This window comes from Arthrobacter sp. MMS24-T111, assembly GCF_054888995.1.
On sequence record NZ_JBTZRO010000001.1, the window covers coordinates 3,445,342 to 3,461,372 of the forward strand.

A 16,031-nucleotide genomic window follows, 5' to 3' on the forward strand; every position below is an offset into this window, starting at 1 on the left:
TTTCGAGACAAGATGAAGGATTACCCATGACCAACCGCTTCCTAGCAGCAGCGGCCGTCGCCGTTGTCGCAGCTACCGCTGTGACCGGCTGCGCGCAGAGCAGTACCGCTCCGGCCCGAAACGATGGCGCCAGCGCTTCCCCTGACAAGACGATCACTGTGTTCATCAGTGGTGACACGAACGTACAGAATCTGTGGGAGAAGAGCCTTGTTCCCGCTTTCGAAAAGGCCAACCCCGGCTACGATGTGAAAGTCACCCTTGATCTGCATGGTGAGCACGATTCCCAAACCCTGGCCAAACTGACCAGCGCCACGGAGCAGAACAAAGAAGCCGATTTTGACCTGGTGGACGGCGGCTTCGTTCCCAAGGCCTCCGGAGCCAACCTTCTGACCCCCGTGAGTTCCCAGACGATCACGGCCCTGAACGATGTTCCGCAGGACGTCATCAAGGCCGGCGGCACGGGTGGCATCCCGTACCGCGGATCCGCAGTGCTTCTTGCTTATGACACCAAGACAGTCTCCACCCCGCCGAAGACCCTTGACGATCTGCTCGCCTGGATCAAGGCAAACCCGGGCAAATTCACCTACAACTCGCCCAAATCCGGTGGGTCCGGCGGAGCATTCGTTGCCACGGTTCTGGACAAGTTCGTACCAGCCGATGCCCGCGCCAAGATGACCGTTGGTTATGAGAAGGACCTGGAGACTTACTGGGACCAGGGCTTCTCGACGTTGAAAGACCTGAACTCGTCCGTTTTCCAGAGCGGCGTCTACCCCAACGGCAACAAGCAGACCCTGGACCTGCTTGCCAGTGGACAGATCTCCATGACCCCGGTCTGGTCTGACCAGTTCATTACCGGCTTGACCAACGGCCAAATTCCCTCCTCGGTGAAGGCCACCCAGATCAGCGACCCATCCTTCACGGGCGGTGCCGCCTATCTCGGCATTCCCAAGTCTTCCCCCCGCCAGGAAGCGGCGCTGAAGCTGGCCAACTTCGTCCTGACCCCGGACGCACAGACCATGATCATCAAGGAAATGTCCGGTTTCCCGGCCATTAGCCTGGACAAACTGCCCGCCGATGTGAAGGAAAAGTTCAAGGACGCAGACACCAACAACCTGCGTAAGGGCTACTTTGACCAGATGGGCAAAGACCTGAACAACCTCTGGGACCAGAAGGTTCCAGGCCAGTGACAACCACGCTCCACAGGCCGGCGGAACTGGAACCGACGGTTCCGCCGGCCCGCGCAGGGCGCCCGAAGCGTCTCGGCCAGCGCGCCGCAGGCTTCTTCATGGCCCTCCCGCCAATCCTGCTGATCGCGCTCTTTGTCGGTTTCCCGATCGTGCTAGCCTTCGGCTTCAGCATCGGCCTGACCGGCGGCTTGAACCACACTATCGCCACCATCGGCCAAAATGTCCACGAGGCAGACGCCTGGTGGGGAACGCTGGCCGCCTACCAGGAGATGTTCACCAACAAGCGTTTCCTCGGAGACCTCATGGTCACCGTCATCGTGACGCTGGTCAGCACGGCAACGGTCCTCTTCCTGGCGCTCGGGATTGGCCTCTACCTCAAGCTCAAGGGCGGCCGAATCGCCCGGCTGCTCTCCGGACTGGCGATTGTGCCGCTCTTCATCCCGGTGGTGATTGCGTCATGGGCCATCCTGACCTTCTATTCCGGGACGGGCTTCCTGCGGAGCGTCTTCGCGCTCATGGGCCTTGACTTCCCTGTGTGGGCCTTCACCATGGTCGCCGTCATCGTCGGCTCGGTCTGGACGTCACTCCCTTTCGCGGTGCTCATGATCTCCTCAGGGCTGCAACAGGTGCCTGGCGCCATGGTCGAAGCAGCCCGCGACGCCGGAGCCGGCACCCTGCGAACGGTCGTCTCAGTGATCATTCCCATGGCTGTCGTGCCGATCATCATCGCAACGACGTTTACGGCCATTGGCATCGTTGGGTCGTTCACGGTCCCTTACTTCACCGGGCCAAATTCGCCGAACATGCTTGGGGTCGACATGTCCAACTACTTCTCGTCCTTTAATGAACCGCAGCAGTCAGCCGTCATGGCCTTCACGGTTTTCCTTATCGCCTCCGGAATCGCGGCGCTCTACGTGTGGGCAAACTTCCGTTCCGCCAAGGAACAGGGGAAGGTCTGATGGCTCTCCCTACCGGATCCCGGGTTGGTTCTCGCACCCGCCGACCCCTAACGCTCGACGCGATTGTCCGCAGTGCGCTGGTGGGCCTGTTCGTGGTGCTCATGGTGGTTTTCATCTTGGGACCCTTGCTCTGGCTCGGTGTCCGCGCCTTCGCCGGTAACTGGACCTTCCCAAATCTCCTTCCCGATGACTGGACATTGCGCTGGTGGCAGGTTGTCGTCAATGATGGCGCGCTCGGCATCGCGGTGCAGAATTCCTTGTTCTTCGCCCCGCTGACGGTCCTCGTGTCTTCGATCATCTGCCTTCCCGCGGCCTACGCCTTTGCCCGCTTTGATTTTCCCGGACGCCGCTTCTTCCTGATCAGCCTGTTCGCGACGAACGCCTTCCCGAAGATGGGCTTGTTCGTTACCCTGGCGGCCCTTTTCTACGCGTTGAACCTGATGAACACCATTTTGGGAATACTCGTTGTGCACGTTTTGGGCACGGTGGTCTTCATGACGTGGATCCCCGCCGCAGCCTTCGCTGCCGTGCCGCGAAACCTGGAGGAAGCAGCCCGCGACGCCGGAGCCTCCAAATTGCGCGTGTTCGCCTCAGTGACGCTCCCGATGGCGCTGCCCGGGATTATCGTTGCGGCAGTGATGTCATTCCTGGCGTCCTTCGACGAAGCACAAGGAACGTACTTGGTGGGCGCGCCGGCCTTCATGACCATGCCCACCCAGATGTACAGCCTGGTGCTGAACTACCCCACCCAGGTGGCTGCCGTCTTCTCGATCCTGCTGGCTATCCCCTCCGTTGCCCTCATGCTCGCGGCGCACAAGCACATCCTCGGCGGCCAGCTCGCCGAAGGCTTCCAGATCAAGTAGCGCCTTGCGCTCAACGTCAGACAGAGAACCCATGACAATTCATGAACCATTGACTGAACCACCCGCCAATACAACAAAGCCGGGAACTCCAGCGCCTGGCGGTGGGCTCGCTATCCGCGGCCTCCACAAGACCCTCGGCGGCCGCACCATCATCGACGACCTCGATCTGTCGGTCAAGGAGGGCGAACTGGTGTCCCTGCTGGGGCCCTCCGGCTGCGGAAAGACGACGACGCTGCGCATGATCGCCGGGTTCCTGGAGCCGGACTCCGGCTCCATCGAAGTGGAAGGCCAGGAGGTCTCGCACCTTGGCGCGGAGAACCGCCCCAGCGCCATGGTGTTCCAGAACTACGCGCTGTGGCCACACATGACCGTGGCCAAGAACGTCGGCTTCCCACTGAAGCTTCGCAAGATGTCGAAGACTGAGATCAAGGACAGGGTGGAAGCCGTCCTGGAGTTGGTCAGCCTTTTGCATCACAAGGATTCCAAGCCCGCCCGCATCTCCGGCGGCGAGCAGCAACGCGTGGCTTTGGCTCGGGCACTCGTCCAGGAGCCGAAGCTTTTGCTCCTCGACGAACCCTTGAGCAACCTGGACGCGAAACTTCGTGTCAAAGTCCGTGAAGACATCCGCAAGATCCAGCAGGAACTGGGCATCACCACGGTCATCGTCACCCATGACCAGGAAGAAGCGATGTCCATGTCCGACCGCATCGCCGTGATGAATGCGGGCCGGATAGAGCAATACAGTACCCCGGAGGCCCTCTATGCCCGCCCGGAAACCGAGTTTGTAGCCACCTTCATCGGCAGCATGAACCGGCTGGAGGGCTCGTTCGTCGACGGGCTCATCACCGCGGGTCCCGACGTTCTAGGGATCCGTCCCGAGGACGTCATCCTTGCAGACGCGCCCTTCGCCGGCGCGCTCCCGTCGACCGTTGAGAGGGTTGTCCCGCGCGGACATTTCCAAGAGGTCTATGTGCGACGGGCGGACGCCCAGCTCCGCAGTTTTGTCAGCGGTGAACCGGTGCGGCCTGGACAGCAAAAGTACGCTGCCGTACGCAAGGCCATGACCTTCCGGGACGGACGCCTGGTCACCGACGGAGGGACAGCATGTTGAGCCGTGTCGCCACCGAAAGGACCCGCGCAACAGCCCACCGGGGCGACTCCAGCAAGTACCTGGAGAACACTCTGCCCGCGATCACTTCAGCCATCGATGCCGGCGCTGACCTGGTGGAAGTGGACGTACGACTCACGAAAGACGGCAAGGTCGTTCTGCTCCACGACGCGTCCCTGCAGCGGATATGGGGCTTGGACTGTGACGTTTCCGACGCCGACTATGACCGGGTCGGCCGACTGGGCACCGGGGAGGAGCGGATCCCGCTGCTGTCCGAAGCCTTGGAACTTTTCCGCGGCAGCCCCTCTGTACTGCTCATCGACATGGACGAGCCATGCCCTGCGGAGGCCGCCGCCGTCGTGCGCGAAAGCGGCGTGGAAGTGGCCTGGTGCGGCAACCTCGAGGGGATGCGGATCATCCGCGCCGTGGACCAGGATGCCCGGATCTGGCTGCCGTGGAACAGAAGGGTTGCCCCGCCCGAAGACCTGCTGGCGGAACTCAATCCCGAGTTCGTCAACTCCGAATACGTGCTTCTCAACAAGGAGATGGTGGACAAGATTCACTTGGCCGGGGCGAAGGTTTCCTGCTGGACGGTCGATGACGCGGAGTCCATGCGGTGGGCGTTGGGACTTGGCGTGGATTCGATCACCAGCAACCAGCTGGAGCTGTTGCAAAATGTGATCGCCGACGATCCCAAAACATGGGCTTCGGCGCAGGCGCCCAGGGCGCTGGCCGGGGAGGAGATCCTCGAGGCGCGAAAAGTCGCCCTGGAACTTGCCGGATGGGCCGTGGGGTATATGCGTGAAGCTGACCGCGGCCAGGTCTCAACCAAGGCCAACCCCGGTGATCTGGTCACGGAAGTGGATGTCGCCGTGGAGCGACATGTCCGTTAAGTGATTGCCACCAGGCTCCCCGGCCACACGGTGGTTGGCGAGGAAATGGGTGGCGTCGCCGTGCCCGGGGCCCCGTGTTGGTACCTTGACCCCGTCGACGGGACCACCAACTATGTGAACCACTTTCCCTGGACGGCGTTCTCGCTTGCCTTGGCTGTGGACCGCAAGCCCGCGGTCGCCGTTGTCGCCGACCCGTGGCGCGGCGAGATCTTTGAAGCCGTAGCCGGTTGGGGCGCCCGCCTGGACGGACAGCCACTATCGCTCGGCCCTTCCGGCCTTTCGACGGCGGCGCCCCTGGCCGGAACCGTCGTGGCAACCGAACTCGCTGGACACCTGCCGTCGCCCGGAATGCTGGAACTGCTCGCCCTCCTCGGCGAGCGGCACAGCATCATGCGGATCATGGGATCAGCCACCATGACCGTGGTGGGCGTCGCAGCAGGGCGGGGCGCCGGCGCGATCATAGGGAGTTTTAGCCCGGTCGACCACCTGGCAGCCACTCTGATTGTTGAAGAGGCCGGAGGCGTCGTCCTGAATTCCACCGGCGAAACGGACACGTTCCCCGAGCGGGGCGGCGTCCTGGCGGCACGACCGGAATACTCCTCCGAGCTTTATGAACTATGGACGGAGGCACATGGCGCCGCCGGCAACTAAGAACTCCCCTACCACGCCGCTGCTCGACCCCCTGCTCACCCTTGACCGGAGAAGCCGCCTGGAACTGATCGGGGAGGTCCGCCTCGACTTCCCGACGCACCACCCCCAAGGCATGGCCTTCGCCACAGGACTGACATTCCTGTCATCTGTGGAGATCCTCGATGCGCCCTTGCCTGCAGCGGACCCAACCCTACGCAGCCCCGGCCGAGGGAGCGGACACGTCTTCGTCCTCGACTCAAAAGGTGGCTTGATCCGCGACGTCCACGTGGGCGAGGACAGCATGTATCACCCCGGAGGCATCGACTTCGACGGCGAACACGTGTGGCTGTCCGTCGCCGAATACCGGGCCGGAGGGCCGAGCATCGTCTACACGATCGATCCCTACAGCCTCGAGGTCCGCGAACGCTTCCGCGTAGACGACCACATCGGCTGGATCCTCCGCGACCCAGAACTGGACCTCGTGTATGGCGGAAGCTGGGGTTCCCGGCGTATCTACACCTGGAACACGGAAGGCCGCGTAGCGGCCAACTGGGAGAACCCGGGCCACTTCGTTGACTATCAGGACGCCCAGCTTCTGAGCCCGGGACTGTTGCTGTGCAGCGGAATCTCCGTGCTTCCCCAAGGTGACGGCCCAGCTTTCGAACTCGGAGGACTGGCCCTCGTTGAGCCCCAACGGCAGAAAATCCTGAGGGACTTCCCCATCAGCATGTTCAGCGCCGCCGGGCACGTCATTACACGCAACCCGGTCACCGTTACCGCCGATGAACACGGACTACAGATTCACGCGGCTCCCGACGACGGAGACGACCCCGGCGGAACACGGATCCTGACATACAGGATCAGCTGACACAAACCCCGGACCGCCAGAAAATCGGAAGCCGGTGGAGTGGAAGCAGTCCCAGTGCTCTCAGCGGCGGCCACCGGAGGCGGGCGCGGTCGAAGCAGGACCTCCGCGGACACGGCTTCGTCACGCCGCCTGCTGGCCGACGACCCGCTGGCCATGGGGCACACAGTGCGAGTGGATGACGGATATGCCAGGCAGCAGTCTGTTCCTCCCGCCATATTGGGTTTAGTATGATTGACATGAAATCGGAGGCTTCCGGCCGGAGCTATGTGATGACGAAACGGGCGCAGTCAGCGGCGGCCACCGCAGAGCGAATCCTTGACGCGGCGGCAGGTGAGTTCGTGGCGGGCACCCCCATTGCGGGCATCACGCTCGAGGCTGTCGCGGCCCGCGCCGGCGTTACTGTCCAGACAGTACTTCGGCGCTTCGGTGACAAGGACAAGCTCTTCTCCGCAACAGCCGAGCGCCAAGCGGCCCGAGTCGCCACTGAACGGGATGCAGCCGTGCCCGGCGACCTTGCGGGCGCCGTCGCCAACCTCGCCGCCCACTACGAACGCGACGGGCGCCTCGCCCTGCGGCTGCTCGCAGAGGAGGCGTCCTCGCCGTTCATGGCGAACGTCACGGCCGCCGGCCGCGCGTACCACCGGTCCTGGTGCGCACAGGTGTTCGGGCCATTCCTTGACGGGCTCAACGACGACGAGCGCGACCGCCGCCTGGCCCAGTTCGTCGCGGTGTGCGACGTCTACGTCTGGAAGCTCCTCCGGCACGACGCCGGACTGGGCTGCGAGGCGTACATCCAAGCAATCCTCGAGCTCCTCGAACCCCTCACCCGGAGGACATGATGTCCCGCATCCTCGCCTACACCTCCCCCGCCATCGGCCACCTCTTCCCCATGACCCCGCTATTCCTCGAGCTCACCCGGCGAGGCCACCAGCTCGAAGTGCGCACCCTCCCCGACCAGGTCGGCCTCCTGCGTGGTCTCGGCCTCGCAGCGAAGCCCATCGATGAACGGATCAGCGCCATCGAGCACCGGGACTTCGGCGCCAAGAACACACTCGAGGCACTCTCTGCCTCTGTCGATGTGTTCGTCCGACGAGCGGCGATCGACGCCGGGGACCTCGCCACAGCGATCGCCACAACGTCCCCTGACGCCGTGATCGTCGACTTCAACTCGTGGGGAGCCCGTGCGACCGCCCAAGCATGGGGAGGCCCATGGGCCGCATTCTGCCCATACACCCCGCCGGTCACCTCACGGGGCGCGCCTCCCTTCGGCCCCGGACTCCGGCCCCTCGCCGGACCCCTCGGACGGCTACGCGACAGCCTGCTGCGGCCCCTCTTCATGGGCCAGCTCGAAAAGCGGTTCCTCCCGGGCATCAACGCGATCCTCACCGCCAACGGCGTCCCAGCGGTCACGAGCGCCGACGGGTCCTTCCGGTCCGCACCCCTGACCCTGGTGGCGACCTCAGAACCCTTCGAGTACCCGCACCCTGACTGGGCGCCCGACATCCGCCTCATCGGCGCGCTCCCCTGGGAACCCCCGGCCCAGCTACCGGCATGGCTCCAGGAGCCGGGTGACCCGTTCGTTCTCGTCACGACATCCTCCGAGTACCAAGCCGATGAAGCCCTGGCCCGGGCCGCCGTCAAAGGGCTGGCCGGCGAGCCCTACCGGGTTGTCATCACAATGCCCGCCCGTTTCGCAGACCTCGGGCCCCTCCCAGCCAACGTGCGAGTCGAGCGGTTCGTCCCACACGGGCCGGTCCTCGCACGCTCAGCCGTGGCCGTGACCCACGGCGGGATGGGCGCCACCCAAAAGGCGCTCAGCGCCGGGATCCCCTGCGTCGTCGTACCATTCGGACGGGACCAGCTCGAGGTCGCCGCCCGGGTGAAACACGCGCACGCCGGGGTGCGCCTGCCCAAGGCAAAGCTCACCCCCGAACGACTGCGCGACGCCGTCCGCCGCGCCGCAGGCATGTCCGACGGTGCCCTCCGCGTAGCCGCAGGCTACCGCGCCGCAGGCGGGGCAGCCGCCGGAGCGACCGCAATCGAAGAACTCATCACCCAACAACCGCAACACCCAGAACCGGAAGGCGCGCCCCGAGGCTATGAGCAGCCTTAATTGATGGCCCCGGTAATCGTCAGTGCTTCACTGTCGCCATTCAGCTGTCGGGCGCGAACTGCGGCCCTGTGCGATGCCTCAGCCAGCCGGGTCCGTCCCGCGGAGCGTACAGATCTCGTGCCCACTCGAATTCTGCGGCTGCGTCGCGGTATCCCGCTTCATCGGTGGAGCCGCCGGCCGATCTATGACGCACCAAGACATCACGGGGCGTCGTAAAGTCTTCTGGACGAGGGTCTGGACCTTAATGTCCTCACTGCAGCTCTCGGAGCGGTTCCCGGAACCGGGCGTCCAGCCAGGCAGGGACCTGTTGGGTGAGGATGGGTCTGCTCCACAAGAAACCCTGGGCCCGGTTTACGCCCAGGCGCCTCAGTTCATCGAGTTGGGTGGGCGTTTCGACGCCTTCGGCGATGACGTCAAGTCTGAGGCTTTTCGCCATGCCAAGGACCAGTTCGATGACTGTTCCGGCCCGGGGGTCTTCTCCAAGTTCCTCGATGAACGTGCGGTCGATCTTCAACGTTTTCGCGGTCAACCACTTCAGGTAGCTAAGGGACGAGTAGCCTGTGCCGAAGTCATCGATGGAGAGACAAACTCCCAGGCGTGCGAGGCGTTGCAGGGTTTCCCTGGGCAGGTCCGGTTCATCCATGAGCACCGTTTCGGTGATTTCCAGGTGAACTGCTCCAGGGTCGATGCCGGTCTCCCGGATCGCGGCTTCGACGATCTCCGGGAAGTTCTTGGCCACCAGCTGGCGCCCGGAGATATTAACGGCCATCGTGAGGTTCGCTGCGCCGCTTGTCTGATTTCGCCAGACCTGCCCTTGGCGCAGTGCTTCGTGCAGGGCCCAGGTGCCGATCGGAATGATGAGGCCAGTCTCCTCGGCGATAGGGATGAACGCTTCCGGGGATATGAGACCGTGGTCCGGGTGATCCCACCGCAGAAGTGCCTCGAAACCCAGAGGCGCGCCCGAATCCAGGTCGATGATTGGTTGGTAGTCCAGCCGCAGTTCCCCCGATCCAAGGCCAATCGCAGGTCGGATTCCAGGTTCAAGCGTCCGCTGGCCCGTCGAGTCATACGAGAGTGATAGATCGCCGAGGCGTCTCCACCGGCAGATTTCGCCCGGTACATGGCGGTATCCGCTCCGCCCAACATGGACTGGGCCGTGTCATCGGGCCCGGCAAGAGCGATGCCCACGCTGACGTTCAGGAAGATCCGCCGCTCGTCGACCTCGAACGGGGCCCGGATGCATTCCCGGATCCGGCCTGCTAGCACCTGAGCGGCGCGCATGCCCATGTTCTCGCAAACGATGATGAATTCATCGCCCCCGAAGCGGGCCACCGTGTCGCCGGCGCGCACCGCCTTCTTAAGGCGCTCACCGACGAGCATCAGGATACTGTCTCCACCGCTGTGGCCAATACCGTCGTTGACCAGCTTGAACCGGTCAATGTCGACAAACATGACGGCTGGGTGGCAACCCCGGTCAAGGAAGCCCTGCAGCACTTCGGTGATCCAGTACCTGTTGGGTAATCCTGTCAGGGCGTCATGCCGGGCCTGCCATTCCAGGATCTGCTCCGCGTTTTTCCGCTCGGTAATGTCCAGCACCGTGTCAAGGAATTGGAGTGGTGTCCCGTCGGGACCATTGACGCTGCGGATCCTCGAGTGCAGCCACCGCTGCCTGCCATCAGGCCGCAGGAGCCGGTATTCAACATCCGCGAAACCTGCCCCTGCCCGCAACGCTTGCCATACCCGGTGCATCAGGTCACGGTCCTCCGGGTGGGTCTGCTCCATCATCCGTTCCCACGACAACGGCTCCCCCGGCCCCAGGCCCACAATCCGGCCAAGCTCCTGGGAGTGCCATATGGTCCCCAGATCGGCCGAGTATTCCAGGCTTCCCACGTGTGCCATCTCTTGTGCCGCCAATAACCTACGCCGTTCCGCATCAGCCTCGGTGCGCAGCCGCTTGATCTCGGTAATGTCCCTGGCGATTCCGGACGCTCCGGCCAGTGTCCCATCCTGCCCGTACACCGGTGACACTGTCAGTTCAACATCAATGAAGGACCCGTCCTTGCGTCGCCACCGCGCTTCCAAGCCGGGGACGAAGGCGCCGCTTCGGATCCGTTCGGCGATCCGCCCTGCCACGTCCTCGGGTGCCCGGATTGTGAAGAGGGCGGGGTTTTGGCCAACGGCTTCCCCTGCACTCCAGCCAAGCATCCTGACGGCGCCAGCGTTCCAACTGCTGATTTTCCCGTCCATGTCAGCGCTGATGATCGCATCGCCGGAGGACTCCACCATCGCCGAGAGCCGGCGCAGGATCGCTTCCTGGTGTTTCCGGTCGGTGATGTCTTTTGAAATGGCCACAATATCTACCGGTACCGTGTGCCGGCCCCTGATCGGGCTGATCGTCCCATGGACCGGGAATTCCCTGCCGGCCCGGTCCCGCACCCAAAACTCGCCCGACCAGTCTTTGCCCCTGGCGATCCGCTCGGCGATCTCCTCTCCCGTGGGCCCGGGCGCGAGGGTCCTGAAATTACCGATGATTCCCAGCTCGAGAGGCGTCAGTCCCAGGACCTCGGAGGCTGCAAAGCCGTATAAGCGCTCGGAGGCAAGGTTCCAGTACGTAACTCGCCAGCTGCCGTCCATCCCGATGACAGACTGGCCGATTTCATCGAGCAGCAGCGACTGCGTCAGCAGGTGATCCTGGCGCTCCTCCGGCATCTTCGCCCCCCGGCCCGTCATCGGTCATGCCTGCATGCCCGCTGCCTTAGTTGCTGAAGTATATGTTGCCCCGGGTCCGCTGGCCTGGCAATACCGCCATTACGCCTACCCAGGGTCCACGGCGCCCCGCACCAATCTCGCTGTCGCCCGACGACTCATGGCGCCATGGTGCGCAGGGGCTATGGCTCAACCGTCGAAACCGCGGTCGGTTGGATCACCCAGGGCGACCAATCCAGCGGATGCACCGACGGCCTCCCCATGAGGAACCCCTGGCCCGCAGTCACGCCCGCGGCGATTACCGCGGTCAGCTCAGTCTCGGTTTCAATGCCTTCGGCCACCAGGAGTGCACCCACCTCCCGTGCCAGGCTCACCACGGCCGGCTCATCCGGGTCCGGACCCTGCACTACCTCATCAATAAACGTGCGGTCGACCTTGATAATGTCGGGCCGAAGGCACCACGGGACCGGGCGACAAGATTGACAACGCTGCGAGAAAGCCGGCGGCAAGGGCAGGAGGCTGCCGGCAGCGTCACGGGCGATGAGTGCCTGAAGGCCGAGGGCCAGGCCAAAGCTGATTTGGCGAAAGGTCAAGGATGTCTTCAAGGAGTGGCGGTTTAAGGGGAAGGGCGCACTTTCTTAGTGCCACGGAAGTATCATTGCCACCCCATTGAACATCTTTCCTGTGCCGCTGGCGACGGACACTGCTTGGAGCCAGATTCCGGTGGAATCGCGCGAACTCTGGAAGGTCCGGCTCACGAGAACCCGCTGAATGCTTGCGGCGAGCAGCTAGTGTGGTGCCACCCTTCTCCAGGCCACCTGAATCCGCGCAAGAAATCCACCCGCGGTTCTGATTGTTGGGCGATTCCGCGGCGGATCTCCGACCATTACCCTCTCTGGTGCGAATTCCGGCTGTGAAGACGGCGCGGTCCTAGCCTCGGGCCATGCACCCCTCGGCGGTAACCGGTCTGGTGTTCCGCACCGGGCTCGGCTGGGTGGCGACCAGCCAGATACTGCTTGCCGAATGATCGACCCCCACCAGTGATGCCCCGACGTAGACCCGCCAGACATTTACCGACATGGGTCTTGACCAAAACCTTGGATAAATCTGCGGAAATACTCATCGGTTCTTCATCGGATCGCTCGCGGGCTCTACTAAAGTAACTTTTGTCGCAAAGCATCTTTATCCATCGCCAATGGGACTTGTTCCGGCGAAAATCAACCTAATCCCGAGGGAGCCCCACAAATGAAGTGTGTCAAGTGCACCAGCGACAATGTCACTGTCGAAATGCTGCAGTCGGGGGAGGCACTCGAAAGCACGGAACCGGCCTTGGCGGAAATGCGAATAATGCGGCCCGAGGCTTGACGGCACTTTCAACTCTTGGAATGTCAAACCTGGTTTGGAAAAAATCAAAGGGCACTGAAAAGACAAAGTTCAAGACACAGAAGAGAGCTATTTGCCAAAGCTGCGGCCACGACTGGGCGGTCCGTTAGCAGTCCGTCGGCGTGGCAAAGCGTATTTGCGGTCCGACGGCCGTCGTCACCATGCTGGCTCGGTCCAGCGCAATGATCCACCGCGCAGCCTCATGAAGCAGATGAAGCTTCGGTACGCGGGGGTATGCAGGTCGTGCCACGCTCCTGTTCCGGCTGGAACAGAAGCGATCTATGAGAGGGAGACCAAGACCGTCCGATGCTTGGAATGTGCCACCGAGGCTACAGACGCCATGCCGCGCGGTCTCGAACCACCTCGTGGTCAGTCATCCGCTGTGTCCGGAGTAGCTGGGTCGTCCGCACGACGTGAATATGAGCGCCGCAAGGCCAAGGATGAGGCAAGGCTCCGTGAGAAGTGGGGCCGTTTCGGTGGCATCGCAGTGGCCCTCGCTGACGAGCGGCAAAGCACCAGAGCGTGGGATCGAGGCGCGGTCGGTGAGGAACGCCTGGGCGCCCGGCTGGATGCCCTGGTCACCGATGACATCGCAGTTCTCCACGATCGCCGTATCCCTGGCTCGAAGGCGAACATCGACCACATCGCGATCACTCGTGGTGGAATTTGGGTGATCGACGCCAAGCGGTACAAGGGGCGACCCGAGCTGAAGATCGAGGGCGGAATCCTCCGACCACGCGTCGAGATGCTCCTCGTAGGCCGGCGGGACTGCACGAATCTGATCGATGGAGTACTCAAACAGGTCGGACATATACGCGAGTTCGTCGGGGATGTGCCGGTCACAGGGGTGCTGTGTTTCGTTGATGCTGACTGGCCCCTGATCGGGGGTGCTTTCACGACGCGTGGCATTCACATTCTCTGGCCGAAAAGGCTGGCGAAACTGCTTACAGAAGACACCGGCGGCGACGTCGACGTCGCCGGTGTCCGTGGGTCGGTAGCTTCGCGGTTCAAATCCTCGTGACGTCCTTGTCGACGGCGTCCGCCACCGACATCCCACTTACTGCCCGGACAGGTAGGTGCCATAGCGCTGCCATACTTGGTGGCGGACGCTTTTAATAGTTGTTGGCCCAGCAGCAGCAAGCTTCTTAACCCGGTTCATCTCTTCTCAGCTGGACCAGCAACGACACTACCGGGAGGGCGGGGCGGATGTTGACGACGTGGGGACCGTCGGGGTTCGGGAAGCTCGTGACCGGTTCTGGCAGTTGGCAGCTCACCCTTGGTGATGACTGTCTGACTGTCCGCCACGACGGAGCGTCGTTTGCTGTCGCCACGGAGGCACAGACATCGCCGATAGTGCTGCCAGGCGTGTTGTGGTCCAGGCTCGTAGTGCCTTGCGAGGGGCGAAGCGTCGTGCTGCGCGGCATTCCCTCCCGATCGGCCCGTGAACTCGGAGACGCCATCGAACTGCTGCTGGGTGTCGCTGAGGTGAAGGCCTGGGCGGCAGGGTTCTTCGATGCAGCCCTTGCCTCCGCGGCGGGACGGCGATGGCTTAGCCGGGACTTTCGCCTGCGGTGGGAAGAAACGAAACCCGGAGATAGGCTCGGGGAGCTTCTGCGCCAACCCCACTTGGCCGGCCACATTGCCGCTCTCGACAACACTGCCCAGAAAGCAATCCGGTTATGGAGCAGTAACCTCGAACAATACATTGCAGGGTTAAACGCAGATCACCTGAGTTCCGAGCTGGAATCCTGTGCTGACTTGTTTGACCGGGTTGAGCGTTCACCCTTGACCCGGGAGCAGGCCCGCGCCGTCATTTGTTTCGACAACCGCGTGCAGGTCATCGCCTCCGCCGGTTCCGGGAAGACCTCCACCATGGTCGCCAAAACCGCCTACGCCCTGCACCGAAACCTCGTACCGGCGGAGAAAATCCTGCTGCTGGCCTTCAACAAAGACGCCGCCGAAGAACTCAAACAACGGATCAAGGACCGACTGCAGCCCCTGGAGCTCGACGGGGAGAAGGTCGCCACCCGCACCTTCCACGCATTCGGACTGGAAGTCATCGGGAAGGCCACCGGCCGTAAACCTGCCCTGGCCCCGTGGCTGGAGAATGGACAGGACCACGATCACTTGATGCGCCTGGTTGACGGCCTCAGGGATACCGAGCCCGGGTTCCGAACATTGTGGGACCTTTTCCGCATCGTTCTCGGCAGTGACCTGCCCGAATTCGGGCAGGAACAGGACGATCCAAACCTCTGGGAGACCGCAACGAACGCCCCGGCGCTTCGGACCCTGCAGGGCGAAACCGTCAAAAGCCACGGCGAACGGATGATTGCTGACTGGCTGTTCTACAACGGGGTCCAGTACCGCTATGAAGCACGGTACGAGCACGACACCACCGACGCTGAACACCGGCAATACTGCCCAGACTTCTACTACCCCGACATTGACACCTACCACGAGCACTTCGCCTTGGATGCACACGGCCAGGCGCCCCGCACCGGATTCGAAGGGTACCTCGACGGGGTCACTTGGAAACGCGCAACCCACCAGCAGTACGGGACCACCCTGCTGGAGACCACCACGGCAGGAACATGGGACGGAACTGCGTTCAGCTACCTGGAAAGGGAACTCACCAACCGCGGCCTCACCCTCGACCCCAACCCCGACCGTCACATCCCCGGGCGCCAGGTAATCGAGAACGCGGAACTCGTACGGACGTTCCGGACCTTCCTGATCCACGCGAAGAGCAACCGGCTCGACGACGCAGCCCTCCGGGACAGTCTGAAATCCCGGCCCGGACTCCGGAACCGGTTCCGGCATTCGATCTTCCTGACCCTGTTCGCGTCAATCCGAAAAAAATGGCAGCAGGAACTCACGGCGGAGAACTACATCGATTTCGAGGACATGCTCAACCACGCCGCCGACCATATCGAAGCCGGCCGGTGGGACAGCGGATACGCACTGGTCATGGTCGATGAAATGCAAGACGCCAGCCACGCCCGGGCACGGCTGGTGCGGGCCCTGGTCAATCAGTCCGACAGGTACCTGTTCGCGGTCGGCGATGACTGGCAAAGCATCAACAGGTTCGCCGGCGCGGACCTGTCCGTGATGACGGACTTTCACCGCTGGTTCGGCCCCGGTCAGACCCTGCGCCTGGAGAGAACCTTCCGGTCCCCGCAAAGCATCAGTGACATCTCCAGCGCCTTCATTCAAAAAAAATCCCCAACAACTCCCTAAAAAGGTCAAATCCCTGACCCCGGAAATCGGAACTCCGGTCAGAATCATCGCCGTCAGCAACACCAACCGGTTCGCCAACAGCGC

The 16,031-nt window shown here is 62.9% G+C and carries 13 protein-coding genes and 1 pseudogene; 11 read left to right on the forward strand and 3 right to left on the reverse strand.

The annotated features are described in order from the left end of the window. Positions 1-26: 26 nt before the first annotated feature. The 9 genes from ACX5I6_RS16195 (at position 27) to ACX5I6_RS16235 (ending at position 8,621) form a co-directional block, all read left to right on the forward strand. A complete protein-coding gene (locus ACX5I6_RS16195) occupies positions 27-1,187 on the forward strand; it encodes an extracellular solute-binding protein (RefSeq protein ID WP_461841136.1) in 1,161 nt (386 codons plus the stop codon). Further along, positions 1,184-2,146 carry an ABC transporter permease gene (locus tag ACX5I6_RS16200; protein ID WP_461841137.1) on the forward strand — a complete coding sequence of 321 codons (963 nt, stop codon included), beginning with the start codon at positions 1,184-1,186 and terminating at the stop codon, positions 2,144-2,146. Before ACX5I6_RS16195 ends, ACX5I6_RS16200 begins: the two co-directional genes overlap by 4 nt. Next, positions 2,146-3,009, forward strand: coding sequence for an ABC transporter permease (locus ACX5I6_RS16205; protein WP_461841138.1), 864 nt, complete (start codon positions 2,146-2,148; stop codon positions 3,007-3,009). The genes ACX5I6_RS16200 and ACX5I6_RS16205 overlap by 1 nt, the downstream gene beginning before the upstream one ends. A gap of 49 nt (positions 3,010-3,058) precedes the next feature. Beyond that, positions 3,059-4,120, forward strand: coding sequence for an ABC transporter ATP-binding protein (locus tag ACX5I6_RS16210; RefSeq protein WP_461841139.1), 1,062 nt, complete (start codon positions 3,059-3,061; stop codon positions 4,118-4,120). Further along, a complete protein-coding gene (locus tag ACX5I6_RS16215; RefSeq protein ID WP_461841140.1) occupies positions 4,114-5,010 on the forward strand; it encodes a glycerophosphodiester phosphodiesterase in 897 nt (298 codons plus the stop codon). The genes ACX5I6_RS16210 and ACX5I6_RS16215 overlap by 7 nt, the downstream gene beginning before the upstream one ends. Further along, the gene (locus tag ACX5I6_RS16220) at positions 5,011-5,661 is read left to right on the forward strand and encodes an inositol monophosphatase family protein (RefSeq protein ID WP_461841141.1); all 651 of its coding nucleotides are present in this window, start codon (positions 5,011-5,013) and stop codon (positions 5,659-5,661) included. Continuing rightward, positions 5,642-6,508, forward strand: coding sequence for a DUF6454 family protein (locus ACX5I6_RS16225; RefSeq protein WP_461841142.1), 867 nt, complete (start codon positions 5,642-5,644; stop codon positions 6,506-6,508). The genes ACX5I6_RS16220 and ACX5I6_RS16225 overlap by 20 nt, the downstream gene beginning before the upstream one ends. Before the next feature lie 236 nt (positions 6,509-6,744). Further along, positions 6,745-7,347 (forward strand): TetR/AcrR family transcriptional regulator, encoded by a 603-nt coding sequence (locus ACX5I6_RS16230; protein ID WP_461841143.1) that lies wholly within the window; start codon positions 6,745-6,747, stop codon positions 7,345-7,347. Next, positions 7,344-8,621 carry a glycosyltransferase gene (locus ACX5I6_RS16235; protein WP_461841144.1) on the forward strand — a complete coding sequence of 426 codons (1,278 nt, stop codon included), beginning with the start codon at positions 7,344-7,346 and terminating at the stop codon, positions 8,619-8,621. The genes ACX5I6_RS16230 and ACX5I6_RS16235 overlap by 4 nt, the downstream gene beginning before the upstream one ends. A 250-nt stretch (positions 8,622-8,871) precedes the next feature. Here ACX5I6_RS16235 and ACX5I6_RS16240 read toward each other — a convergent pair whose 3' ends face one another. The 3 genes and pseudogenes from ACX5I6_RS16240 to ACX5I6_RS16250 form a co-directional block, all read right to left on the reverse strand. Next, positions 8,872-9,729, reverse strand: a complete 858-nt coding sequence (locus ACX5I6_RS16240) for a putative bifunctional diguanylate cyclase/phosphodiesterase (protein ID WP_461841740.1) — start codon at positions 9,727-9,729, stop codon at positions 8,872-8,874. A gap of 41 nt (positions 9,730-9,770) precedes the next feature. Beyond that, positions 9,771-11,351: pseudogene (locus ACX5I6_RS16245) on the reverse strand (sensor domain-containing protein); the annotation flags it as partial. A 158-nt stretch (positions 11,352-11,509) separates the two neighbouring features. Continuing rightward, positions 11,510-11,920 carry an EAL domain-containing protein gene (locus ACX5I6_RS16250; protein WP_461841145.1) on the reverse strand — a complete coding sequence of 137 codons (411 nt, stop codon included), beginning with the start codon at positions 11,918-11,920 and terminating at the stop codon, positions 11,510-11,512. Between the two features lie 1,172 nt (positions 11,921-13,092). Between ACX5I6_RS16250 and ACX5I6_RS16255 the strand changes: the two genes are divergently transcribed. Both ACX5I6_RS16255 and ACX5I6_RS16260 read left to right on the forward strand, forming a co-directional pair. After that, entirely contained in the window at positions 13,093-13,731 is a 639-nt protein-coding gene (locus ACX5I6_RS16255; RefSeq protein ID WP_461841146.1) for a nuclease-related domain-containing protein, read from the forward strand. A 764-nt stretch (positions 13,732-14,495) separates the two neighbouring features. After that, positions 14,496-15,947, forward strand: coding sequence for a UvrD-helicase domain-containing protein (locus ACX5I6_RS16260; RefSeq protein WP_461841147.1), 1,452 nt, complete (start codon positions 14,496-14,498; stop codon positions 15,945-15,947). The last annotated feature ends 84 nt before the right edge of the window (positions 15,948-16,031 follow it).